This is a genomic window from Epilithonimonas caeni DSM 17710 (assembly GCF_000426465.1).
GTDB classification, from domain to species: domain Bacteria; phylum Bacteroidota; class Bacteroidia; order Flavobacteriales; family Weeksellaceae; genus Epilithonimonas; species Epilithonimonas caeni.
In genome coordinates this window covers 161,121-187,951 of record NZ_AUFK01000018.1, presented here as the reverse complement: position 1 = coordinate 187,951, position 26,831 = coordinate 161,121, and the positions used below count along the sequence as shown (strand labels likewise).

Here is a 26,831-nt window from a genome sequence, read left to right as displayed (position 1 = left end):
GGTAATGAACAGGCGGTTTCTGCAGCGGCTCCTCACTGTTAGCAATAATAATTAATAATTATTTATAACTAATTTGATGAAAAAAAATACAATCTATGAGCCTCCTCAGAGAGGAGCTCTAATTAAAATATTCCTGTCGCGGTCGATAGCTGTTGTGCTGTTTCTGATGATAGGTCTTATATATGCGCAGAGTCCCGGCGGGGTCTCTGGTGCATCACTCTGGCTAAAGGCGGATAACGGAGTTAATACCGTTGATTATTTTCAGGTGCCGGGAGCCAATCGTACCGCCAGTAGCACTTATTCAGGTTTTTCTACTGCTAACTCGGTAATTGATTCGCAGACGAGTGGCTGGGCTGCTGGTAATAAAAGCAATGGTGAATACCTGACGCTCGATTTAGGATCTTCCCAAACAATATACGGTGTAGTAACCCAGGGAAGGTATGATTATGATCAATGGGTAAAAAGCTATACTATAAGCTATTTGAACAGTAATAATATTAACGATACGTTTACCGTATTGTCTGCTTTTCCGGGAAATACAGACCGGAGTACAAAAGTTATCAATATTTTTTCTGCACCTGTTATGGCACGTTACATTCGTATTACTGTTACAGATTTTAATGACCATCCTTCAATGCGTGCGGATGTCATTAAGAAATTGACTTCTGTTTCTGCAGACAATTCTGCGGCGTCGGTATGGATGGACCAGAGCGGGGCCAATAATCATATGATACAGACCGATAATAACAAAAGACCAACGTATCTGAATAGTGCATCATCTAGGGTCAATTTTAACCCTATGATTTCATTTAACGGATCAAATAATGAATTTACCGATGTCAACGGTATTTTAGGAACGGGAAACTACACCAATGTGTCAGCGTTTGTGGTCAGTGCTGTAGGTAATGTACAAAACAGTTCGATCTTCTTTGAAATGGCCAAAAACAATTCCGGTGGAGATTCGCAGTTTAATTTGCACGCCCCATGGGGGAATGGTTATGTGTACTGGGATGGAATCAATACAAGCAGAATTGAGGCACCTTGGGGTGGAACTGTGAACACGCCCTACATCTGGACAGGCTGGAATAATGCCGGCTTACCCACAAAAACTTCCTTGAGACGGAACGGAACACAGATCGCTTCTGGTACCACTATGAACAACTACAATGGGCAGAATAAGCCGATGTACATAGGCTCTGCTGGTGGAGGTACTTTTTACAATGGTAAGATGGGAGAAGTGATCATCTTTCGTACGGAATTGTCGGCAGATGAAAGGATTAAGGTAGAGTCTTATCTCGCTTTAAAGTACGGAACCACTTTGCCATCAGATTACAAGCTCTCGGATGGGACTATTGTTTGGAGCAATTCCTATAATGATGGATATAATAACGATATCGCCGGTATCGGGCGGGACAATCAGGATTCCGGGTTGTATCAGAAGCAGTCTCAGTCTGTAAACGGTGGTTTTCAGCCGGTGATTGGGAATGTGACAATTGCCGCTACCAATGCCGCAAACATCAGCACTTTCAATTTAGACAAAACAGCTTTGGTTTGGGGTTCAGATACGGGTAGCACAACCTTTGCCACTGCATTTGCTTTTGGCGAACTGAATAATAGAATGGCCCGCATATGGAAAGTGCAGGAGACCAAAACCGTTGGCACGGTAAAAGTAGCTGTACCGGTAAGCATGTGGCCGGGTGCACTTACGAAACCTGCTTTATTGGTTAGCAATACTACTACATTTGATGACACCAGCATCAGGACTATGGCAAAGGAAACCATAAACGGAGTAGATTATTATGTGGTATTGGTCGATTTCACTTCTGGTGATTTCTTCAGCTTTGCCGGATTTATAACGGCACCTGGGGGCGTACAGGGAGCAGCGCTTTGGTTAAAGGCTGACAATGGAGTTTCTTACAATGCAGCGAGCAATTATGTTTCTACATGGAATGACCAGACAGCCAATACAGCCATAACTACACAAGCTACTTCGCTTAATAGCTCTAATACAAGTACGGTTGACAATTCTATTGTCTGGGATTCAGGCGCTGTAAACTTTAATCCGTCTGTGGTATATAACTATAATTCGGGAAGAAGGCTGCAAGGCTATACATCCAGTACCTCCACATGGTCTGGTGCTTTAACTATATATGGTCTGGCTGCTCCAACAGGTGCTGGTTCATTTGCGGGAATATTTTCTTCCCAATTTAAAACTTTAGCCAGGGAGAATAATTCAGGTGGCTGGCTATGGGAGACAGATGCCAATGGAAGTACCTATTATGGTGCACAAGCAAGTATACCATTAAATCAGCCAAGTTTAGGAATTGGCATTTATAAAGATAATGGATTACTGAATAGTAGAATTTATAGGGATGGGACTGAATTTACGAGTGGAACACCTTCAAATTCAGATTCTTCTCCAAGCAATTTTTTTGAGATTGGAGGAAGAACTACGGGAGGCCAAAACGCGCGGGTCATGGATGGGAAAATCCCGGAAGTGATAGTTTATAATGCAAACCATTCATTATCTCCTTTAAGTATGTTGCGTATTAACAGTTATCTGGCTATTAAATACGGAACAACACTATCCCGTAATAACAATGGTAATAGTACTTCTGGAGAAATAATTTCCGGAGGTGTTAATGAAGGAGACTATATAGCTTCTGATGAATCAAAATTCTGGACTTCTGATGCTACCTATCAGAACAATATTGCCGGCATAGGTAGAGATGATGCTTCTGCATTAAACCAAAAGCAGTCGCAGTCTCAAGTGGTCAATAATGGTGCCCAGCCTATAATAGGCAATATCGATATCGCAGATACCAATGCCAACAATGCAAACGGGTTTGCTGCCGATAAGACCTTCATGATGTGGGGCTCTGATAGCGGCAGTGCTAATTTTGCTACGCCTTTTCCTTTTGGCGGGTTGAACAGCAGAATGGCAAGAATCTGGAAAGTACAGGAAACCGGAACTGTAGGCAAGGTAAGGGTAGCTTTTAAAGTAAGTGACCTTCCGGGAAGTGTCACTAAACCTACACTATTGGTAAGTGGCGATACTACATTTGATGGTACCGACCAAAGTTTCTCAATGACAATACAGACAATAGGGGGAGTAAAATACTATGTAACAGCTCTTAGTGAGGACATCAATTTCTCTTCAGGACAGTACTTCAGCTTTGCGGCATTTGTGACAGCACCTGGAGGGGTGTTGGGAACAACAAGTTGGTTCAAAGCAGATAAAGGAACCACTTTAATTAATGGTAAGGTAAGCACTTGGAGTAATCAGGCGAGTAATTCTGATCTTGTACAACTGACACAGCAAGCAGACTATCGCCAGCCTGCCTTTACAACTAAAGGCTGGAATTTTAACCCCAATATTACCTTTGATGGTTCTTCTGACATTTTGGATGGAACAATGTCGAGTCTGTTAAATGTTTTAGGTAGTCAAAGCAATGATGTATTTGGGATATTAAATCTTGCAGGAGGAGATAATGCTAAAGTTTATCTTCAGATATCAGATGATGGCGGTAATAACAGGCTTTCATTAGAGAATACTGTGATGCACTTTCCTACTTCTTCGTCATATATTTCTAATACAGGATTAGCTCAGAATAATTTCCCAAGCATATTTAATGCAGCCTCCGGAGCGGGCAATTTGTCGTATGCATTAAACGGAGGAAGTAATGCTACAGGGACTTTTTTGGGTACTATTACTGCAGGAACTACACCTCGTTATATGGTAGGAGGTTTCAGAGCAGGATCTGGTTATTATCACTTCATATCAGGAAACTTTCCTGAAATGATGACATATAATAAAACATTGACACCTACCGAAAAGAAACAGGTCCAAACGTATCTGGCAATTAAATATGGTCAAACCGTACTTCATGATTATCTGGCAAGTGATGGTCTTACGACTATATATACGATAAGCGGCTATAACAACAACATCGCCGGTATCGGTAGAGACGATGCTTCTGCATTGAACCAGAAACAATCTCAGTCTCAGCCTCAGTCGGCCAACACCGATATCCAACCAATCATCGGTAATGGGGACATTGCCGATACCAATGCGAATAATCTCAACGATTTTACAGCTGATAAGAGCTTCCTGGTTTGGGGTTCTGATGCCGGAAGCACCACTTTTTCAACACCATTTGCATTTGGTAGCTCCAATTACAGAACAACAAGAGTCTGGAAGGTACAGGAAACCGGAACTGTAGGTTTAGTCAAAGTAGCTATACCGGCAAGTCAGTTGCCTATCAGAGTTTCTAAGCCTTCATTGTTGATCAGCGGAGATGCAGCCTTTGATGGCAATGATACCCCTGTCGATATGGAACTGAAAACGATCGGCGGTGTACAATATTATGTAACAAAGAATAGTGTAGACTTCATATCCGGGCAGTTCTTCAGCTTTGCCGGCTTTGTAACGGCACCGGGTGGGGTGCTTACCAATCTTACTTTTTGGACAAAAGCAGATGCCGGAACCACAACCACTACCAACAATGCTACAACCACCAACTGGGTCAATCAGGTTACAGGGGTAGCATCAAATGGAGGAAATGGGGCAGTATATTTAAACAATAATATTAATTTCAATCCCGGATTAGGCTTTAACGGATCACAAACATTTACATTTGATTCTTCCGATAGTTTTGGAATGGCAGGAGATGTAGGTAATCCATCGTATGCACCCAAAAATTTCGATATGTTCGCGATGATAAAACCAACTAATGGAGGATTTTATCTATGCGGTCGTAATGGTGGGGTTCAGTTTAGTCTCTCAACCACAGGTGGAGCCTATTTGGAGGTTATAAATGGAGGAGTAATTACTCATGGAAATTCTATGTCATCCATTCCTAATATTTTAGGTTTTAGAAGAATAGGAGGAGGAACGGTGAACCAACAATATCTAAATGGTATTGCTGATGGTGCGGCCACCAATAATACCTATAAATTTTCACAAGGAAGTATAGGCCTAGGATACTGGTATGAATATAACAGTGCTTACCTTAATGGAAATATGAACGAGGTTATCATCTATGGTAATGGTGGATTAACCAATTTAACAGACAGAACGAAAGTTGACTCCTATCTTGCGGTAAAATATGGAATTACATTAGGTAATACTTCTAATTTTGTGAATTATCTGCACAGTACAGGAGGGACGATTTGGACAGGAGACGGCAATTTTCAAAATAATATTGCAGGAATCGGTAGAGATGATGCTTCCGCATTATTGCAAAAACAGTCTCAGTCTACAAGCACTGGTAGTCAGCTTATTATCGGGCTTTCCACGGTAGCAACTACCAATGCAGCCAATACCGGAACCCTTAACAACATGCAGTTCCTGATGTGGGGCGATAATAATGTAGCCGGTACAACATCTTTTACTGGAATTGCCGGATACAACAGCAGACTGAACAGGGTATGGAAAGTGCAGAATACAAATGCAATTGACCAGGATGTTCAGGTGCTTGTTCCGCTGACACTTGTTCCTTCTAACAGCAGCTTATTATGTGGTAGCGATAAAGACTTTGCAGACAACACTTATCAGGCGTATAACCCTGTTCCTGGCACTGTGATAATAAACTCGCTGACTTATCGTGTATTTACTGTTCCTTCTTCAATGATCAGCCAGGCTTCGTTCTACATGACCTTGGCTTTCTATAAGCAGTCGCCAGGTGGAGTAAGAGATCCAAAATTGTGGCTTCGCGGCGATGCAGGTCTTGCAGGGCCTAAGAGCTGGCTGGATCAGAGTGGTGATCCGGATCAAAATGATCTTAGGTGGGACATCAGTGACTGCGGAGGTGCTACTAGTGGACAGATGGAATTAAACAGTCTTTTGAACTTCAATAAAGTGGCAAGTTTTAACGGAGGAACTTGGGGACATACCCAGACCAGCATTTCTCACGAAACATCGCCTGATGCGGATGTGGCCATTATTTATAAAGCTAATTCTGCAATAGCTCAGGATGTGTGGAGTACCGATTTTGGCGGTGCATTGGATGAGAGATCATTGACAACAACTCAGGTTTCCAATGGTAATAATGGTATTGCTTATCCGGGAGGAAACTCTGCGGCTGCTACCATCAATATCGCTTCATTTAATGGCTTCGTTGCTGGTGGGTCCAATGTAGTGGTTAACGGTGATAACAGACTGAATTTTACGGGAAATCCAAGGTACCCAAGTTGTGCGGTCATGCGTTTGGGTGATATCCATGGTGCTGGAAATATATTTTCAGGTCTGATAGGCGAGTACATAGTCTATAATACAAAGAATATGACGTCTATTGAGCGCATACAGCTCAACAGCTACCTGGCGCTGAAGTATGGTATTACGCTCGGAAGAAATAACGATGGAGATGATAAGATTGGTGAAGTAATATCAGGCTCTATTAAAGAAGGCGATTACCTGGCAAGTGACGGTAATACCCAAACTTGGGTTTCCGATGCGGTGTACCAGAACAACGTGGTGGGACTCGGAAGGGACGATATCTCGGCCTTCCATCAGCGTATCACGACCAGCCAGTCGGCTGCGGCGGATATTATCACGCTGAGCACCGATAGCAATTTTACCAATCCGAACCAAAGCGGTACCAGCGGGCATACCGATATCATCAATGATAAATATTTCTTTGTCACAGGTAATAACAACAGTCCGACTTCTTATACCAAAACATCCGGATTGAGCAATGGACTTAATGCCTTGATGAAACGGATATGGAAGGTAAGGCAGAGCGGTACGGCACAGGATGTCTATATCAGTACGACGGACAATCTGGCTACCTATCTGGTGTACAGTAGTAATGCTGCATTCTCCACGGACGTAACTTATGTACAGTTATTCGGAGGAGCTACTAACGGAATAAAGATACCGAGTGGCAGCTACTTTACGTTTGCAACCTTTATGAAGTGGCCTGGCGGTGTGGAAGATGAAGTGGTATGGCTTCGCGGCGATATCGGTCTTACAGGCGCTCAGACCTGGCTTGATCAAAGCGGTAATAGCAACAATCTCCGTTTTGATATCAATGACTGTATGGCAGGCTCAGCAGGTCAGATGACGTTGGGCAAAACCTTCAACTACAACAGTGTAGCAGGCTTTGGACCCGGTACAGGCTGGACCTGGGGCATGATCCAGGCAGATATCTCCCGTGTATCATCACCTGATGCCGATGTGGCTATTATGTACAAGGCAGATGCAGTGAAGGAGCAGGATGTATGGGGTACAGACCTGGGAGGTATCCTTGATGAGCGATCCCTGCTTACTACTAAAATTACCAATGACAACAATTCAATTGGTTACAGCGGCGGTAACAGTGGTTATGGTACTATCAACATGGCTTCGTTTAGGAATACGGTTTCTGACGGGTCAAACGTACTCATCAACGGAAATAATGTATTGAATTTTACAGGTAGCACTACTTACAACGGATGCAGCGTGATACGTCTGGGCGATGTCCCTGGGAACAGGGAAGATTATAATCCTTTTACAGGGGTCTTCGGCGAGTTTGTGGTGTATAAGAAAAACATCACGGCAACACAGCGGATCCAGCTCAACAGTTACCTGGCGCTGAAATATGGAATTACATTAGGTCGTGACAATGACGGTGACGGAACATCCGGAGAGGACGTATCAAACCCTGTTAAGGAAGGAGATTACCTGGCCAGTTACGATAGTACCGTTCGTATCTGGGAGAGCGATGCTGTGTACCAGAACAATGTGATCGGTATTGGCAGGGACGATATCACAGCACTGCATCAACGCATTACGAAAAGCCAGATGCCAGTGTCGGATATCATCACGCTGAGCACGGATAGTAATTTTACAAATAACAACCAAAGCGGTGCCAGTGGCCATACGGATATCGCAAATGATAAATATTACTTTATCACAGGTCACAATGGCGAGGCTACAAGCTTTAGACTGAAGTCCGGGCTCAATAACAGCCTGAGCGCCATTATGAACCGCGTTTGGAAAGTGCAGCAGAACGGTACGGTTCAGGATGTGTATGTTAGTGTGAATAACGCAAGAGCAACATATCTGATCTATAGTGATGACCCTACGTTCTCATCCGGCGTTTTTTATGCAGAGTTGAACAATGGAATTACTCCGGGGATCAGGATACCTACAAGTAACTACTTTACATTTGCGGCACCACTTACGGGTCCTGGTGGTGTAACGGATAACCTGGCAAGATGGTACCGTGCAGACAGGGATGTGACCACCGGTAATACGCTTACCTGGGCAGATCAGACAACTATCGCTGATGCAGTACAGGGTGTAGCGGATAACCAGCCTGCGTACAATGTCTCCGGCACTTCATTGCTGAACTTCAACCAGTCTTTCACATTCAATGCAACAGCTCCGTCACCGGATTTTATGTCCTTCAGCGATGCAGGGTTAGCATACGGCGATATTGCAAGATCGGTATTCGGTGTAGGAAGAACTTCGGTTACCGGAGGCACCTTCGAGTGGCTCACCAGCTATGGTACCAGTGGTGTTTCCGGTCAGAACTTCGGTCTGATGAGATCGGGTGACAAAGTTCTGGTAACCACCTTTGGCAATGATTTCTACCCGTATAATTCTAACAGTCCGTATGCGTCCAATACGCCAGTGTTGTCTTATGGTGCAGCATCAGTAAATACAATTTATGGGACATACAATGCACTTCCGATAAAAAGCGGAACTTACACGGTGAATACTGTGCTGAATACAGGAATGATAGGAACACGTCAGTCCGGCGGAGAAAACTGGAACGGTATTATTGGCGAAGTGGTGTATTATAATAAGATTCCTAATTCCAATGAAAAACAGCGTATAGATTCTTATTTAGGATTGAAATACGGGGTAACATTGGTGGGAAGCACCACAACACCGTTTGACTATATGGATTCTGCAAGCAAAATTTTCTGGACAGGCGATACGACTTATCAGAATAATATCGCCGGAATCGGAAGGGATGATATCAGTGATCTTATCCAGAAGCAGAGCCAGAGTGTGAACAGTGGTGACCAGGTGATTATCGGTCTTGGCAGCGTGGTGGCGAGCAATAATGCCAATACTGGCAGTTTTGAGAACAACCGCCAGTTCCTGGTCTGGGGAGACAACAATATTCTTACCGGTGCCACTACGGCCTTCACTTCCGTATATCCTTATCAGGATAGGCTGACAAGAGTATGGAAAGTGCAGAATACCAACAATCTGTCTAAAGATATTCAGGTGCTTATCCCAGCCAATTATATCAAGAATCTGAAGATATCATCACTGCTTTACAGCACGGATGCCACATTTGCCACGAACAACCGAATCTATACCAGCAATGGTACTGTAACGGTGAATTCGGTAAGCTATAGCACCTTCACGATTCCTGCTGCGCAGGTGAACCTTGATCCGAACACGAACACTGCTGTCTTCTACTTTACGATGGCTTATTATAAAAAGTCACCAGGAGGCGTTGTGGGAGAGAATCTATGGCTTCGGGCAGACGACGGCGTTTCGGCAACTGTGGATGACACAGCCGTAGCCCAGTGGAATGACCAGAGTACCAACAACAGCCACGGGACCCAGGCAACCCCAGCAAAACAGCCGGTGTACAAGAACAATGCAGCGAATAATATGAACTTCAACCCTGTGCTTGCTTTCAGCAGTACTGCATCGCAGAACTTTGATATTGCAGGCGACCTGGGAATCGGTAATCAACCGGCAGTAGCAGCTTTCGCAGTGTCAGACACACCTGCAGGCGCGGGCGCACGCTACTTCCTGGAGCCTAAAGGAACAGGTAATAACATGCTTCAGTTCCGTTCTTCTGCCCCGGGCAGCGCTATGCTGTCTCTAAGCAATGGCACTTCGGTGAGCAATACATTGGCGGGAATCGGATCTTCAGTCCTTTATTCGGGCTGGCGTACCACAGGAAACCTTTTCAGTGGCGTAAATGGTAATCCGGGAACATCGTTAGCCAATGCCACCAGCTGGACAGCGGGAAGTCTTGCCCTGGGTGCTGCATACAACCAGACTACCTTCACTACCGGTAAGATTCCGGAAGTGGCAGAGTACTCAAAAGCACTTACTCCCACGGAACTCCGGAAAGTGAACAGCTATCTGGCCCTGAAATACGGGATTACAATGGATCAGTCGACTGCGCAGGACTATCTGGCATCAGACGGCTACACGAGCTGGACGGCGGATAATACGTATAAGTATAATATCGCAGGGATCGGTAGAGATGACCTTACGGCACTCAATCAGAAGCAGAGCCAGAGTGTGAACACAGGAAGTCTTGGAATCGACAGTGACAGCCAGATGCTGGTGGCACTCGGTGCTGCAGAGGCAACCAATACGGCCAACAACAATACCTTCAGCTCGGATATGCAGTATCTGGTATGGGGTAATGACAACGGTCTGCTAAGCGCTAAGGTAACTACGGGCAACATAACAGCCAACGGTCTTACATACAGCAAGCGCTTCAGCAGGGTGTGGAAGGTGCAGAACAAAGGAAACTTTGCCGATAAGATTGGTATTTATTATCCTGTTTCGGCATTCGGAAGTGCAGCTGCCAGCTCTGTGGGACTTATCTATGCCTCTACAGCAGCCAAGCTGAATGACGGTACTGCTTCGGTAATTGCCAACAGCGGCAAAGAGACCATCAATGGGACAGACTATTATGCTTTCTATGTATCCGGGGGCATTGTACCTTCTCTTAACTATATGTCTTTTGCTACCGCTACTTCAGTATGTTACAAACCGCCGGTTACCACCGGTGCGCCACTGGACACCAAGTTGGGAATAAGTACCCTGGACAGGGCCGGTGCAGATGATGCAGACAACTGGCCGATGGTACGCAAAGGTGGCTGGATAGCCCTGGAAGCCCAGACCAAAGGTATGGTGATCAATAGGGTGAGATTTAAAGACTTTGGTACTCAGGGTGTACCAGACCTCAGACCGGTGGCAGATGATGACACGACTCCTATTCTTACTTCTCCGGTGGAAGGGATGATCGTGATGGATCTTTCCAACAGGGCCCTTAAGGTCTATACCACCAAAGATGGCGGTGTGAGCTACGGATGGTATGTACTCAGTAAGCAGGCTTGTCCTGATTAATAAACAGATGTATCAGTTCTTGTCCGCACACATGGATGTGTGTGCGGAAAGAATTGATCTTATTAACAGATAAAATGATCAAAATGAAACAAATATTAACTTCAATAGGACTAACACTTTCAGTGGTAGGCTACTCACAAGTGTCTATCGGTAAGAATTCCCTCACCAACAGCGATGTGTCCCTGGAGTTTGCCGATACCGAAAACAGAGGGCTGATATTGCCTTGGGTAACTTCGGAGAGCGATATTGTAAATGGTGTGGACGGGACAGTGATCTTTGATACCAGCGATAGTAAAGTTAAGGTACTGAATGCAGGGGTTTGGCAGACACTGATTGTAGACTCACCCGACCTTCCGACTGGTATTGTGGATACCTCACTTCAGAAAACTAAGGATGAGATTGCTTCTGCCAAGGTAGTGATAGGGCAGACGATAGATCCGGATGTAGATGGTGTGCTCGTACTATCAGACAAAAATAAGGCGATGATCCTGCCCAAAGTGGCAAGTCCGCACCTGAACATCATCAATCCGGCACCCGGTATGATTGTGTATGATACTGCGGCTCATCAGGTGGCGGTATTCAATGGGCAGGCTTGGAGCTTCTGGGCAGGGCTGTAGCCTGGCAATAAACACTATTTAATGATTCGGTCGTTGCCTTCCAACCTACCTCTATAGGAGAACGGCCGGATTTATTAGCAATGACAACCATTAAAAGACTCGGCCTTATTTATAGTGCGTATTTGTATTGCACAATTAGATTTACAGTAATACATAGAGTTCAAATTGGAAGTTAATAGCATACTAATAAATAAAACTAGAAATGTCCGACATCTTAAGCATTATCAAAACGATATGTTTTAGCTAAGAAATGAGCATTGATCAACAGCTAATTAACTTGCAGTCTTTAGATAAAGAATATATAATTTATGATCTGATAGCAACAAAAATGCATTAATCTAACCTCAACAAGGTTTATATGACAACTATTTCAAAACCAATAACAATGTCAACAATCCTACACAAGATCAAAGCGTATCTATATGATAACGTTTTAACCAAAGATAATCACAATGATTGGCCAGCGAGCGGTCACTCTCCGTACAGGATATCTGCCAGGCGGCGGTCCAGCGGGGCGGTGCCGATGTTTCGGCATCGGCCATGGCCCACGCCGTGGAGCTGTTCCTGAGCGAGATGGCGTACCAGCTGTGCGACGGCTATTCCGTGAACACGGGCTACTTCACTGCCAGCACCACCATCCGGGGGGTGTTCGACAGCCCTTCGGAGACGTTCAACAAGGACAAGCACAGTGTGCTGTTCCAGTTCAACCAGGGTGAGAAGCTGAGGGCGGAGGTGCCCAACATCCAGGTGGACATCCTGGGAGTGGCGGAGGCGTCTGCCGTCATCCTGCAGGTGACGGATATGAAAAGCGGCTCCGTGAATGACCTGCTGACACCGGGCAGAAACCTGAAGGTCAGCGGCAGCAAGATCAAGCTGGCGGGAGACCATCCTTCGGTAGGTGTGTTCTTTATTGATTCTAAACAATCCAGGATACAGGTGGACCCGTCCGATATTGTGGTCAACAATCCGTCCGAGCTGATGGTGGTGATCCCCGAACTGCCAGCCGGGAGCTACAGCCTGGAAGTGGTGACACAGCACACGGCAGGGGCGCTGCTGAAAGACCCGAGAACGGCCGCCTTGGACAAGTTGCTGACGGTATTGTGATAACCGCACTGTCAACACCGCCTTGACCGTCCGTCCCCCACAGTATCGACCGCCCGATCACGGATGCCTTGACCGCCCGTCTTCCACCAGGTTGACAGTACGGAAATGGGGGGCTGAATATAGATGCCCAGGTATGAGTAAAGTGTTTCATATTTAATGTTTTTCGAAAATATCTTACCTATCCAACCTGAGCTCTATAAAAATAGGGATCTATTGATACTACCGATACGGTCTTTCTTTTTTCCATTTTGAATATGATGATAGAAAAGATATTGAAAACCGAAAGCTGCATCAACACACACACACAAATGTCACTATAAACACCCGATGCGGTCTTTCTTTTTCATTTTGAATATGATGATAAAAAAATTATTGGGGACTGAAGGGCTGCATCATTTTGAAAACAAAATTAGATGATATAGATATTGATACCGATGCGGTCTTTCTTTTTTCATTTTGAATATGATGATAAAAAAATTATTGGAGACTGAAGGCTGCATCATTTTACAAACAAGACACAAATAATGAGAATAGCAAACAAGATAGGACCTCTGCTCCAAAGGGTCACCTCCTCGGGCGAGAAGCTGCTGTACATAGACGGCCTTCGCTTCTTTGCGGTGATGAGCGTTTTCATCTTCCACTTCATCGACCACTACGATGACCACCACAAGGCGATGCCCGGCGATCCCGTCCTGGGCGTCAGATTGGAGGGGGGTGTCATGGGGGTCATCCTGTTCTTTGCCATCAGCGGCTTCCTGATAGCGATGCCCTTTTACAGCTCCTATGTCACCAGGGATAAGGACTTTGACCTGGGGGACTACTATTTCCGGAGACTGACCAGGCTGGAGCCGCCCTATATCGTACAGCTGCTCCTGCTGTTCTTCCTTTCGGTCTTTGTCCTCGGGACCAGGGGCTTTGCGGAGACGCTTCCCCATCTGTTGGCCTCGGTGTTCTACTGCCACGAGATGATATATGGGACCAAGCCCTTGCTGAACCCGGTGCTTTGGACCCTGGAGATCGAGGTGCAGTTCTATCTGCTCGCACCACTGCTTGGCCAGATGTTCAGGCTGAAGACCTATACCAGAAAATCTGTGCTGTATTGCCTGCTGTTGTTCTTTACATTCTACAGGCCTGTCGAATTTGGTTTCCCGACGATCTTCCGTTATATCCACTATTTCCTGACAGGCTTCCTGGCCCTGGACATGTACATGGACATGGGGGATAGGAAGGATAGGCATCCCTTCTTCGATATGGTCTGCTTTGCTGCCCTCACGTTGCTATGGTTCAGCACCACGGCCTATTTCACGGTGGTCCTGTTGTTCCTCCTGCTGGTGTACGGGTCCAGGACCTTCCTCTTTGTGAGGATGCTTGAGAACAGGCTGGTCTGCACGATAGGTGGGATGTGCTACAGCATCTACATGTTCCATCAGAAGGTGATCTACCTGGTGTCGGGAGACCTTCTGTCACGGAAACTGATAGGGGGCAGCTACCTGGTGGATCTCTTCATCAGGATGGCATATGCCTTCTTGGCCACATTGCTGCTGGGCGGCATCTTCTTCATCCTTGTGGAAAGGCCGACGATGAAGAAGCAATGGTGGAGGTACAGGTCTGTCAGGAAGCTTGTTTTCGAGTAGCTCTGCCATCAAAGTAAACAAATGGATACAAAGATGAACCTATTGAAGAACCTTTTGACCTATCTGTATGATAACGAAGACCAGGCCGGGCATCCTGGTCCGGACAAAATGGAAAGGCCTTCCTTCCCTGACGATCGATCTGTGATCGATAGTGGTCCTGACAATGATGATGACGAGACGACGTTCTGCAGAGATCGTGGTGGCCCTGAATTGCTTGACCGGACAACCCTGCCACGGACGGACGATCTTAAAAGGCAATAATGCCTGTGTGTGGAATACCAAAGAAGGAGATATCCAGTTTGTTGGCATTTCCGACATGATACCAGATGAGGAAGGTTGAAATACGGGTGACGGCGTTCACCTGGACGGATACGTTTATATCGGACTAAGAAATCAATTATTAAAATATCAGAATGATGATAACTAGAAAATTTACGACCCCAGGGTCAGAGTACACACTGGAGGACATCGAAGAAATGATAATAGGAAAGACCCTGGAAGAGGTCATTGACATCCTGGACCGGAACCCGGAATACTGTGACCGGGAACAAGCGATATTTATCTTGCAGAGATACTGTTTTGGTCTGGTCAGGCGAAAGCTGTTTGTCTATTTCCTGGATGATATTGTCACAGATTATTTTATTGGCATTTTATGATCCTTCTAAAGATGAGACATAAAGAGGGTCAGGAACTCATTGGCAGGTCAAAAAGTGAAATTCTCGATCGCCTGGGTGCTGAATTTAATTTTTTTCCTTCAGATGAGTGGTCGTATGAAGTGGAAAGGAGATGGTTTTATTTCAGGACCATTCTGACCCTTCATTTTGAAGATGATGTTTGCACGTCTGTCAATTACAGAACTGTATTAAGGCTTTTTTAAATTCCAGTTAAACCAATCATCAAATATTTAATTATGAACAAATCATCTAAAGATTACGACCTTATGGAAATACTTACCGGAGAAGTGAGCATGGATGAGCTCTATGCATCTGTTGAGACATGGTTTGATGCCCTGTCTCCGGAATCGAGAGGGAGGTACCATGACCTGGGAAATATCATTCAACGGATCAAGAAGGACGGCTCCTTTGATCATACCTCTATGCAGTCTTTTCTGAGCTCTATTCTGGAGGTACAGGAGGCCGGGGGAGGTCCAGTTCTCATCAATGTCAACATTGGTTGATCCATGATGGTTTTGACAGGTCAAAATCTATTTTCGGACTTCAGTCATCGGATGCTTAATTCCATTGATCTCACCAGAGAAAAAACATATTACAACCATGCTATACAATTTTTAAGAACATCCATGTTGATAAGCTGGAGACAATGTTGTAACAGGCAAAAATGGTAATGTTTCAAATATAGTTATATTAAATTTTAAGATTTTAATGGATTGATCTTCAATACTGATTGAAATTTAAGTTATAAAAGCGAGTAAGAATAACCTTGTTCTCGTTTATTTTATACAAAAAACATATCGCAAATGATTGAGAATCATAACAGGTGTTCCAGATCTAGTGATTTAACTGCGTACAGAAGTTTCACAGGCTTTGCGAGGGCGGAGATTTCACTATTTCCATAGGTGGCTAAGTAGATGCTACTAAATAGATTATCATTTTATTTACATCTAACATAATATTCAATATAAATCAGTAATTTGACCAATAAAATGGATTAGAAACCTACATTTTTAAAGTAAGTAATTCGATGAGTAGCTGAACCTGATCTCAGAACATGTCAACAAATAAAGAAATCTAAAGAGCAGGTGGTTTTCCCTCATTCTCCGCATAAAAAATAAGTCCTGCACGGTGTTAGTGCAGGACTTATTTTTTATGGTATAACATAGATACAACATTTTTATACGGTCATATTCGCTAAAAGATACTTTTTTTCTGCCATTGGGAACCTGTCCCAACGGTCAGTATATTTTCTACAAAGTTGGAAAAGTAGCGCGGGTTCCGTCTTCTCTTTTCTCCTCAAATCTTGATGCTTGCAATACTTTCCGTTTCATCCGGTGTCGGCCCGCCCCACACCGAAGACATTCGCATACACCCAAGACCCAGCTTAGATACCATAGGTCCATTCTGACCCAATTGAATTTTTGTAATTTCTGACATGTGATTGATTTAATGTAACAGGACAAAGGTCTCCATTTATCAACCAACTGACTTTCCTGTACGGTTCAATTTATTTACCTGTACGGTTCAATAATGGCACAGTAAAGCAAGATTATGAAATATGTTCTTCGTTTACAATTTGATTTAAAAATATCATTTTTCACAGGAGATCACTTCCTTCTCCAATTGCTTATTGCCCCAATGATGCAGATGTTTGATGAAGGGGATCAGTTCCATCCCAGTTTCGCTTAAAGCATATTCTACTTTTGGTGGTACCTCGTGGTACACTTTTCTGGTAATCAGCCGGTCGTCCTCCAGTTCCCTTAAAGTCTGTGTCAGCATTTTGGTGGTAATATCGGGCAATGTCCTTCTCAGTTCCCCATAACGTAAGACTTCTTTGGAATTGAGGTGCCACAATATCCTTCCCTTATATTTTCCTCCAATCCGTTTAAAGGCATAATCCACACCACATTGCTGATTGATCTCAGCAGCAGCTATTTTATTTTTCATCTTTTTATAAATTTAATATATTGATTTTCAGTAATACATACCTTTTAGTTCATAGATTACCAAAAAGTACATACTTGTGGTAAAGATACCATTAAATTAATTTTGTACCATCATTTTAAAAAAATTGAAGATGCAACAATCAGATAAAAACCAAATCAGTTTTGGAAAAGATAAAATAATGAAAGCCATACGTCAGCATGAGTTCGGAGGTTCTGAAGTACTGATATATGAAGATGCTCCTATTCCAGAATTAAACAAAGGAGAGGTACGGGTAAAAGTTAAGGCAATTGGCCTCAATCCACCTGACTGGTATCTGCGGGACGGATATAAAATGCTACCTCCCGAATGGCAGCCAAAGGTTCCTTTTCCCATTATTCTGGGTACAGATATTTCGGGAGTTGTTGAATCGGTTGCCGATGATGTGGAAGAATTTTCTGTAGGTGATGAAGTATATTCTATGGTGAGATTTCCAAGCTATGGTCCAAGTCAGGCTTATGCAGAATATGTTAACGTGCCTGTGTCAGAACTTGCCCTAAAACCTGCGGGCATCGATCATATCCATGCAGCCGGTGCTCCGATGTCGCTTCTTACTGCCTGGCAGTTTATGATTGAGGTAGGTCACGATGAGCAGAATCCCCTTCAACCGAATAAACACATACCGGTTCCTCTTGAAGGTAAGACCGTACTGATCAATGGAGCTGGGGGTGGAGTAGGTCATTTCGCAGTACAGATCGCTAAATGGAAAGGCGCCAGAGTGATTGCCGTAGCTTCCGGGAGACAGGAAGAATTAGTAAGAGAGCTGGGTGCCGATGAATTTATTGATTATACCAAAACAAATGCTGACGAAATTTTAAAAGATATCGATCTGGTGATTGATGCGGTAGGAGGCCCTAAAACAGGAAGATTCTTAAAGATATTGAAGCCAGGCGGATCATTATTTCCGATCTTCCCTTTGGGATTTTCAGATCATGATGAAGCAGAAAGGTTAGGAGTCAGTGTTTCGGCAACTCAGGTACGTTCCAATGGCAAGCAGCTTTCAGAACTTGCAGCCTTACTTGATCAGGGAATTATCCGTGTTGTGATCGACAGCAGGTTTCCGCTTGCTGAAGCCCGTCAGTCTCATGAGAGAGCAGCTTTAGGACATATACAAGGAAAAATAGTCTTAACTGTAGACGAGTAATTCTAAATGTGGTCATAAATACATAATAGCAATACAGGTCACCAAGACTTTCTGAGTTAAAGGAAGCCTTTAATTATACTTTAACAAGAACGTAATGAAAAAAACATTGACAGAAGACAAAATACAGCTCAAAGAACTTATAGACCAAGTATCCATTTTGGGAGATCAAAAAAATTTCAACAAACAAGTACAGTTTTTTACAGAGAATGCCCTATCAGAAACAAGAGCTGAGGGTAAAGTTATTATGGAATTGAAAGGACGCGACATTATGGCTAACGCTTTCGCAGAATTTCTTAAAGATGTGGATACTGTTTACCATTTTAACGGACAATCCCTATTTACTATCGAAGGAGATGAGGCCACAGGCACCTGTTATTGTCTGATCACAATGGTCAGTAATGAAAAAGATAAGAAGATTAGGAATACAATAGGAGTTGTTTACAATGATCACTATGTTCGTAAGGGCTATCAATGGCTTATTGACAAGCGTATAGGAGATTTTTTGTGGCAAGAAAAATACGAAACTCACTCTTCCGAATTATGACGGCCATTCGTAATTAGATTTCAGATCGGGTAATTAATTAAGAATAGTATAATGAGTCTTGATTAATTCCAGACGATTTGATATTCGACTCTCAATTTCTACTATTTATTAATGATTGGTTCTAATTTTTTGCTCTTCTCGATTATACTTCTGCAGTCTAATCTTGGCTATCCTCCTTTGCAGCCTTAGCGAAGGAAGTAGAAATGATCGAACCCCAAGCTAAGAAAGATATTCAAACGGATTTTCGGAAGTGACATATTCGAATACTATCAAGGAGCCTGTATGTAGTAGCAGTCCGGCTGCTTAGCAAAAATCGGATCGTGGTATCTGAGATAGGTTATCAGGTGGGATTTACCAATCTGAGTTATTTTTCATGGGGCTTTGAGCAATATATCGGAATGAAGCCGAAGAAATTTGCCACTCAGCAGGGAGAAAAGTTAAATAATTCCCAATGAATATTTCGAAGTCAACCCTCAAAATTTTTTGAAAACATCGACGAAAAATAATTTAAAATCAGCAATATCAAGGTTTAACATTAAATTTATACAGAAGTCACAGATATCATTCATTTTTGGTAAAGAATTTGTTTTTTGCTTAAAATTAAAATATATAACTATGAGTCTGGACATTTCCTTTTTTGATTTTAAAAATCTGTCGACAAACGAGCAGTATAAAATAGCTGAGAGTTATGGTATTATTGTTAATAGGAGAGAGAGCCATGACCTCATCTTCATAACTTATGAATTTCATTTTTTCTCAGTTGAAATTACTTATGCAGTAAGAGATCACAAGTTTACTTCCTTGAATGCTTATCAGCATAAATTTGAGAGAGCTATGTTTATTTAATTGGATGGAGGTTGTAATTTTTCTCATTATCTATTTGATGTGATTATGGCAGATTCTAAGCTATTGCCCAATCAGATTAATGGATTACATGCTTTTTTTGATAGCTATTCTCATTAATAAAAATACGATGACCAAAATTATTTCTTTACGATTTAAGTTTTAAGATTCGATTTCCAGCTAAGAAAATTGAGGGTCTGACCGCATTTTGGAAAGGACGTCAACACTTTTATCGTTTATACCTTTTAAAAAATTCAAATTGAAAAATTTGACAGTTCGGAACGGTGTTTGTAATTAATGGATTCCAAACAAATTTATTAATATAAAAAATAAAAGTTATGAATCACGATGCATGTATCGAGGCATTGAATGACCTCATCAAGATCAACAATGACAGAATTGAAGGCTATAAAAAGGCAATCGATGAATTACGGGATGATGAACATTTTGATCTGAAAACGGTTTTCAGCAGTATGGTCACGGAAAGCCAGGAATATAAAAATGAACTGCAGCAAAAAGTGCACGAATATGGTGGCTCTACAGAAGAAGGTACGACTACTGCCGGAAAGATCTACAGAGTTTGGATGGATGTCAGATCTGCATTGGCAGTCAATGATAGGGCTTCCGTGCTAAGTAATTGTGAAGCAGGTGAAGATGCGGCCCAAAAAGCCTACAAAACTGCTATCGAGGATGAAAGCGTTATGGAAGAAACCAAGGTTTTGCTTCGCGAACAAAAGCAAAGTTTAAAAACTTCTCACGATAAAATTAAAGCTTTACGAGATAAGGCAAAAGCTTAATTACATTTATTTGACCAAAGAAAAACCTTCTTGCAAAAGAAGGTTTTTTTGATCAAACAACAGAATTTTGTAACTAATTGATATATTCTAACCCCCATTTATAAAGTTCATTAATAATAGGTTCCAATTTCCTTCCTTTAGGTGTCAAATTGTATTCAACGGTTGGTGGGACGGTCGCAAAAGCTGTACGGGTAACAATGCCGTTTTCTTCCATATTCTTCAATTCCTTCACCAGCATTCTCGTGCTTATTCCCGGGATCATCCTTTCCAGCTCTTTAAAGCGTTTTTTATCAGAAATAAGAGCATAAATAATAGACATCGACCATTTTCCCCCAATAATATCCAGAATTTTTTGGAGTTCACATTTATTTTCCGATTTTTCAATATTTTCTTTGTTCATAACTATTTGATTGTCAATAAAAGTTACAGGAATGTAGATAGTGTACAATCGTGTAACTACTTGCAAAAATAAAGTAATGGGGATAGATTTGCAACTTAATTTTTAAATATGATCCATTATGTATGATTCTTTAAAAGGAAAAATGGCCTTGGTGACAGGAGGAACAAAAGGAATAGGTAAATCTATTGCTGATAAATTGAGCGCAAACGGAGTGACCGTTGTGATCACAGCACGTAGCAAATCAGAGGATGCTTCTAGCAACCATCATTTTATAGCTGCAGATCTAACCCGGGCAGACAGTGCAGGGAGAATTGCAAAAGAGGTATTGGAAAAGTACGGTAAGATAGATATTGTCGTAAATAATGCCGGAGCTAATTTAAGTCCGGGCGGAGGATTTAATACATTGAAAGATGAGGACTGGTCCAAAGACTGGGAACTCAATTTCATGTCAGTAGTTCGTATGAACAAAGCACTATTGCCTGCTATGCTAGAACAGAAAGAGGGCGTTATCATCAATATATCCACAGGAGCGGCCAAACAGCCCATCTGGGAAATGACCATGTCATATTCATCGGCTAAGGCTGCATTGAATGCTTATAGCAAAGCATTGGCGAATGAAGTTGGACCTAAGGGCATCAGGGTGAATACGGTTTCTCCGGGTGTCGTGAGAACGCCGCTAATGAATGATTTCATTGAAAATATTGCTCAGCGGTCAGGAACAACTTTTGAGGAATCCTTCCAAAGTATAGTCGATAAAGTTGGCGTGCCTATAGGGAGGATGGCGGAGCCCGAGGAGATTGCCAATATGGTGGCTTTTCTTGCTTCATCAGAAGGCCAATATATCACAGGGGCTAATATCTCTGTAGATGGTGGGGCATCACCAACTGTTTGATCAATAAAGGTATTTGGCGATAAAGCCATTTATGATCTCAGCCTATCGAAGCATTGATTTGACCATCCGGTTAAATCGATGCTTTTTTGCGAAAAAACGACAGCGGATGAAGGTTAGAACCATAAATATTTAGCTTTTAAAAAAGAGATATTTGAACTCCTTCAATATATCCTATATCGTTGTACCAACTGATTAAGCTGTTTCATTGGGAAAATTAAGATATCTGTATCATTTTTTGCTATATGTTGTAAGTAAACACTATTGCAATGTAATAAAAGACGGCTTAGGATTGTCATTATAGAACAACCACTAAAATGACAACCATGCTTAAAACAATGTCGTCAGTTTTACTGCTGATGCCCTTATTTGCTCTATCACAGAGTATCAACGGAACGGTCAAAAGATCAAAAAATACGATCTCTTACGCAGAGATTATTGCCAGAAAGAATCAATACAAACAATCAACGATTTCAGATGAGAAGGGCCATTTTAACTTGAAACTGGCTGAAAACGGAATCTATACCATGGAATGCATATATGAAGGAAAGACGCTCTATCAGGCGGAAATAAAGGTCGACGGTAATATAGATCATGACCTTTTGATCACCAATGAAGACGAAAAGCAAATTGAAGGCGTAACGGTGACGGCCAGGAAAAAGCTGATCGAGAGAAAGGCAGACCGTTTGATCTTCAATCTGTCCAACTCCGAGGCCTCGCAAGGGATGGACGGTATACAGGCATTGGACGCCACACCACAGGTCAAGGTAGATGAGAATGCAGGGATAACGATGGTCGGAAAAAGCGGTGTTTCAGTGATGGTCAATGAGCGGATGCTGAACCTTTCCGGATCTGAATTGATCAATTATCTCAAAAGCCTTCGCTCGGAAAATATTGAAAAGATAGAGGTCATTACAGCGCCGCCAGCCAAATATGAAGCACAGGGAAACAGCGGTCTCATCAATATCGTTCTGAAGAAAAATCAAAACCTGGGCTGGAACGGCAGTCTTACCACCGGTCTGTTTCAGACCACTTATACAGGGAACTCGAATTCAGCCACAGTGAACTACCAGAATGAAAAGCTAAGGTCTTCATTAAAGCTGAGACAATATGACAGCCAGAAACATTCCTATGAAAATTACAGGATCATCGGTTCGGACGGCCTGCATAGTTCTGACGACAGGAGGGATTTTTGGAAAGGCACAGGCCTTAACTTCAGCTCGGATTATGAGATCAATAGCAATTCCAGTGTTGGATTTGTATTTGATTACGGATCAGGAAGGTCGGGAATGGATATTACAAACACCTCGGATTATTTTCAGGGTCAAAACTACACGAATACCTTGTTGACCTATGCGGAACATCGCAATGACAATAAGCAGACCACGGCAAGTGCCTATTATGATGTCAAGTTCGGAAAGCGGAGCAATAAGCTTAGCGTAACTGGTAACTATTTCTCCAACACACCGGGCAGCAATATCGATTTTACCACCAAAGATAATTCCGCTAATTCCTATGTCGTGAGAACCCCATCTGAACTAGATTACAAGATCTATTCCGGTCAGGCCGACCTCACACTGCCGTTTGAATTTGCCAAGACAGAGGCAGGGATCAAATTTACTAATTTCGATAACAATTCGGATCTGCAATATCAAAACCTTATCGGTCAGGAGTATGTGACCGACCCTCAAAAAAGTGATCTTTTCAATTACAACGAAAAAAATTATGCCACATATATAGGAATGGAAAAACAGCTTGGCGAAAAATGGACCGTAAAAGCCGGGCTTAGGTATGAGTATTCCACCATCAGAGGAAACTCTGTTTCATCTGGACAAAGCTCAGAGAATTCCTATGGCAAATTTTTTCCGACGGCCTACCTGACCTACAAGGCCAATGACAATAATACGTTCAATCTCAATTATTCCAAACGGATTAACAGACCAGGTTTCCGGGCGCTCAATCCATTCCGCTGGTACACGAACATCAATTCCTACTACTCCGGAAATCCTGCCCTCAATCCATCCGTCAATCATAATTTTGAATTGTCATATCTGTATAAAGGTAAGTTTTCTGTTTCCACCTACTTCCAGAGGGAGCTGAATGCCTTTGCGCAACTGGTTATCCTGGATGGTGAGAACAAGACCAGTAATTTTTATAACTTCTTCAACAAAAACAGTACAGGCATCTCCTTGAATTATTCCGATACCTTCTTTAACTTTTGGGAAGCTAACTATTCCGCAGATCTTTCTTATATGAAAACACAGGTATTTGCCACTGATGCCGCCTCCAGAAAAGGAAACAGTACCAGTTTTGATATCAGGAACAATTTCTCTCTGACCAAAGATAAAAGCGTTCAATTCCTAATGAACTACTGGCTTCGCCTGCCTTCCAGTATAGGCAATACCTATTCCTACTTTGTCGGTAACTTTACGACAGGATTAAAATTAAGTCTAATGAACAAGAATCTTCTGATGAATGTCTATGTCTCCGATATTTTCAGGCAGGCCAGAAGTCATGGTGAGATCTACTATGTGGATTCTACCCATTATTTTGATAACTATTATGATGGCAGAAACCTGTCTGTTTCACTGACCTATAACTTTGGAAACCGCAAAGTCAAAACAGGAGGACGGCAGGTGACGTTTGATGAAAAATCTAGGGCCAATTAACTGTAATTTTTGGGATAAATGTTTTGGATGAGGTAAGAAAGGGTATTGATCCTGTTATCGTTCTTATCTCATCTTCAATTGATTAAGTAACATCTTGGAGAATTTGTTTGTTTCAGAAGTAATAAAAATGGCTTTTAAGTTGTCAGTATGATATAATTAATAACTACAATATGAGAAAAATCTGTTATACAATACTATTACTTCTTTCAACTTATTTATGTTTACCTGCACAGGTCAAGAATATCAACCAAATTTCTAAAAGATACATTGATACTTCCAGAGGGAATCGTTTGCTCCTTACAGAGATCTGGTATCCAGAGAATCTTGTTCATGAAAATAGTAAAGAGACATTTGACATTTCTAAAACTGTCGTCCGAAAACACCCGTTGGCTCTATTGTCCCACGGCACTGGAGGTAACAGGTTCAGTTTAATCTGGCTGGCAAATATACTTGCAGAAGAAGGGTTTATAGTAGCATCGGTCGATCATTTTGGGAATACGACAGATAACAGGATCCCTGAATATTTTGTGAGATATTGGGAACGGCCATTGGATATTTCGTTTGTGATAGATCGGCTCCTGGAAGATTCGAATTTCTCGGACATAATAGATCATAACAGATTGGCAGTGGTGGGCTTTTCACTTGGTGGATATACATCACTGGCCTTGGCAGGGGCCAAATTAGATTGCTCTCTGATCAAAAAAACAGCCAAAAGCAAACAGGGAAAACAGGAACTGAATGTCCCAGAAATGGGAGACCTAACTCAGCTCATTGATAAGATCGACTGTAAACAGATATCAGAGAATCTAAAAGATCATAGGATAAAGGCGTTTGTTGCGCTTTCACCGGCCTTAGGTTTAGGATTTTCCACCAAAGACCAGTTTAACGTAGAAGCACCGGTCCTTATCATTGGAGCTGAAGGCGATACAATTGCCCCAATAAAAAGTAATGCTCTAAAATATCATCGTTTTATTCCCACATCACAGATCAAAGTGCTTAAAAGGAATATTGGTCATTACATTTTTCTACCGAAAGTAAAAGAATATAACCCAGATGAAGCCATTTTTTTTAAGGACCCACCTGATGTTGACAGGACACAAGTACATCAGGAAGTTGGAGGAATAATATTAAATTTTCTAAACAGAAGCTTATAAGACTCTACATATATTGACTACTTAAAGAAACAGGTTTACCACAGAAGAAACGATTTAAAGGTATCATTTGCCAACTGGCGTAGTATAAAAAAATAATGGTGTTTGACTGAACATTCCATCAACATATCTTAAAAAGGTGATCTATATTACAAAATATATCTTTTTGCAATAAATAGATTATTGTCAATATTTAAATTAACAGAATGAAAAAATATATTGATCATATGATCAAATATTCTTTCGAGAAACGGAACAATAATACAGGCTCGATATAATTATTATTTGATTTTTGTAATCTATTGTTTCTATTTTGTTAGAAGTGATGCCGATTATCGTTCTAATTTTGTACTGTAAATAAAATTAGGGTATGGATACGAATAAAGTATGGTTCGTAACGGGGGCATCCAAAGGATTGGGACTTGCGTTAGTGAAAAAACTTATCGAAAAAGGATATAAGGTAGCTGCAACTAGTAGAAAATCTCAGAGTTTAATTGATGCTGTCGGACATTTTGACGGGCAGTTTTTACCGTTGGAAGTGGATCTAACGAGTGAGGTATCCATTAATGAGGCTATTGGGAAAACGGTTGCTAACTTCGGAAAAATCGACATTTTGGTAAACAATGCAGGCTATGGAATTGGTGGAGCAGTGGAAGAATTGAATCAGAAAGAAATCAAGGACAGTTTTGATATCAACGTATTGGCTGTCATCAAAACCATGCAGTCCGTGATGCCTTACTTCAGACAACAAAGATCAGGAAACATCATCAACATTTCTTCGATTGCGGGATTTGCCCCGGGAATCGGTTGGGCCATGTATGCTGCAACAAAATATGCGGTAACGGGACTTTCCGAGGTCATGGCAGAAGATGTGAAGGAGTTCGGTGTAAAAGTTACAGTAGTGGCGCCGGGAGCCTTCAGAACTGAGTTTCTGGAAGACAGTTCCCTTGTTTTTGGAGAAAAGAAAATAGACGGGTATAATGCGATCAGAGCTTCACATGCGAAGTATGCGGCTATGAACGGAACACAGATCGGCGATCCCGAAAAACTTGCTAAGGTTTTTATCGATCTTGCAGATGATCCGGACCCGCCTGTTTGTCTGTATGTCGGAAGCGATGCCTATAATCGTGCAACGGAAAAGATCAATTTGCTTTCAGAAGAATTGGAAAACAATAAGAACCTTTCTTTTTCTACTGACTTTTAAGTGAAGACCCCCAAGTGAAAATTAACAGTGTTGTCATTAGAAACGGACAACACTTTTTGTTTGATCTTCGTACATTT

The 26,831-nt window shown here is 42.3% G+C and carries 18 protein-coding genes; 15 read left to right on the top strand and 3 right to left on the bottom strand.

The annotated features are described in order from the left end of the window. Nucleotides 1-76: 76 nt before the first annotated feature. From K319_RS0112590 to K319_RS0112540, 8 genes are all read left to right on the top strand, one after another. Nucleotides 77-11,101, top strand: coding sequence for a discoidin domain-containing protein (locus tag K319_RS0112590; protein ID WP_027383919.1), 11,025 nt, complete (start codon nt 77-79; stop codon nt 11,099-11,101). A gap of 83 nt (nt 11,102-11,184) precedes the next feature. Beyond that, complete coding sequence (locus K319_RS0112585) at nt 11,185-11,718, top strand: hypothetical protein (RefSeq protein WP_027383918.1); 534 nt, start codon at nt 11,185-11,187, stop codon at nt 11,716-11,718. 456 nt (nt 11,719-12,174) lie between these two features. Continuing rightward, nucleotides 12,175-12,822 carry a DNA-binding domain-containing protein gene (locus tag K319_RS20385; protein WP_051230662.1) on the top strand — a complete coding sequence of 216 codons (648 nt, stop codon included), beginning with the start codon at nt 12,175-12,177 and terminating at the stop codon, nt 12,820-12,822. Between the two features lie 524 nt (nt 12,823-13,346). Then, nucleotides 13,347-14,456 (top strand): acyltransferase family protein, encoded by a 1,110-nt coding sequence (locus tag K319_RS21350; protein ID WP_084403444.1) that lies wholly within the window; start codon nt 13,347-13,349, stop codon nt 14,454-14,456. A 169-nt stretch (nt 14,457-14,625) separates the two neighbouring features. After that, complete coding sequence (locus K319_RS21540; RefSeq protein WP_156907099.1) at nt 14,626-14,796, top strand: hypothetical protein; 171 nt, start codon at nt 14,626-14,628, stop codon at nt 14,794-14,796. A 73-nt stretch (nt 14,797-14,869) separates the two neighbouring features. Next, nucleotides 14,870-15,112, top strand: coding sequence for a hypothetical protein (locus tag K319_RS21650; protein ID WP_027383914.1), 243 nt, complete (start codon nt 14,870-14,872; stop codon nt 15,110-15,112). Nucleotides 15,113-15,123: 11 nt separating this feature from the next. After that, nucleotides 15,124-15,333, top strand: a complete 210-nt coding sequence (locus K319_RS20380; protein ID WP_156907098.1) for a hypothetical protein — start codon at nt 15,124-15,126, stop codon at nt 15,331-15,333. Between the two features lie 33 nt (nt 15,334-15,366). Beyond that, the gene (locus K319_RS0112540) at nt 15,367-15,633 is read left to right on the top strand and encodes a hypothetical protein (RefSeq protein WP_027383913.1); all 267 of its coding nucleotides are present in this window, start codon (nt 15,367-15,369) and stop codon (nt 15,631-15,633) included. A gap of 793 nt (nt 15,634-16,426) precedes the next feature. On the opposite strand, the gene K319_RS21535 is transcribed toward K319_RS0112540, so the two are convergent. Both K319_RS21535 and K319_RS0112530 read right to left on the bottom strand, forming a co-directional pair. Beyond that, nucleotides 16,427-16,567, bottom strand: a complete 141-nt coding sequence (locus tag K319_RS21535) for a hypothetical protein (protein ID WP_213083435.1) — start codon at nt 16,565-16,567, stop codon at nt 16,427-16,429. A 153-nt stretch (nt 16,568-16,720) separates the two neighbouring features. Beyond that, nucleotides 16,721-17,077 carry a winged helix-turn-helix transcriptional regulator gene (locus K319_RS0112530; protein WP_027383912.1) on the bottom strand — a complete coding sequence of 119 codons (357 nt, stop codon included), beginning with the start codon at nt 17,075-17,077 and terminating at the stop codon, nt 16,721-16,723. Nucleotides 17,078-17,207: 130 nt separating this feature from the next. Between K319_RS0112530 and K319_RS0112525 the strand changes: the two genes are divergently transcribed. From K319_RS0112525 to K319_RS0112510, 3 genes are all read left to right on the top strand, one after another. Continuing rightward, nucleotides 17,208-18,257, top strand: coding sequence for an NADP-dependent oxidoreductase (locus tag K319_RS0112525; protein WP_213083434.1), 1,050 nt, complete (start codon nt 17,208-17,210; stop codon nt 18,255-18,257). 94 nt (nt 18,258-18,351) lie between these two features. After that, complete coding sequence (locus tag K319_RS0112520) at nt 18,352-18,801, top strand: nuclear transport factor 2 family protein (protein WP_027383910.1); 450 nt, start codon at nt 18,352-18,354, stop codon at nt 18,799-18,801. Nucleotides 18,802-19,982: 1,181 nt separating this feature from the next. Further along, entirely contained in the window at nt 19,983-20,441 is a 459-nt protein-coding gene (locus K319_RS0112510) for a PA2169 family four-helix-bundle protein (protein WP_034671732.1), read from the top strand. 73 nt (nt 20,442-20,514) lie between these two features. Here the strand turns inward: K319_RS0112510 and K319_RS0112505 are convergent, their stop codons facing one another. Continuing rightward, nucleotides 20,515-20,841 carry a winged helix-turn-helix transcriptional regulator gene (locus K319_RS0112505; protein WP_027383907.1) on the bottom strand — a complete coding sequence of 109 codons (327 nt, stop codon included), beginning with the start codon at nt 20,839-20,841 and terminating at the stop codon, nt 20,515-20,517. A 118-nt stretch (nt 20,842-20,959) separates the two neighbouring features. On the opposite strand from K319_RS0112505, the gene K319_RS0112500 reads away from it, so the two are divergent. From K319_RS0112500 to K319_RS0112485, 4 genes are all read left to right on the top strand, one after another. Beyond that, nucleotides 20,960-21,733, top strand: a complete 774-nt coding sequence (locus K319_RS0112500) for an SDR family oxidoreductase (protein WP_034671731.1) — start codon at nt 20,960-20,962, stop codon at nt 21,731-21,733. A 335-nt stretch (nt 21,734-22,068) separates the two neighbouring features. Continuing rightward, complete coding sequence (locus tag K319_RS0112495) at nt 22,069-24,399, top strand: TonB-dependent receptor family protein (RefSeq protein WP_169712669.1); 2,331 nt, start codon at nt 22,069-22,071, stop codon at nt 24,397-24,399. 170 nt (nt 24,400-24,569) lie between these two features. After that, nucleotides 24,570-25,553, top strand: a complete 984-nt coding sequence (locus K319_RS20375) for an alpha/beta hydrolase family protein (protein ID WP_051230655.1) — start codon at nt 24,570-24,572, stop codon at nt 25,551-25,553. A 367-nt stretch (nt 25,554-25,920) separates the two neighbouring features. Next, nucleotides 25,921-26,754 carry an SDR family oxidoreductase gene (locus K319_RS0112485; protein ID WP_027383904.1) on the top strand — a complete coding sequence of 278 codons (834 nt, stop codon included), beginning with the start codon at nt 25,921-25,923 and terminating at the stop codon, nt 26,752-26,754. Nucleotides 26,755-26,831 lie beyond the last annotated feature (77 nt).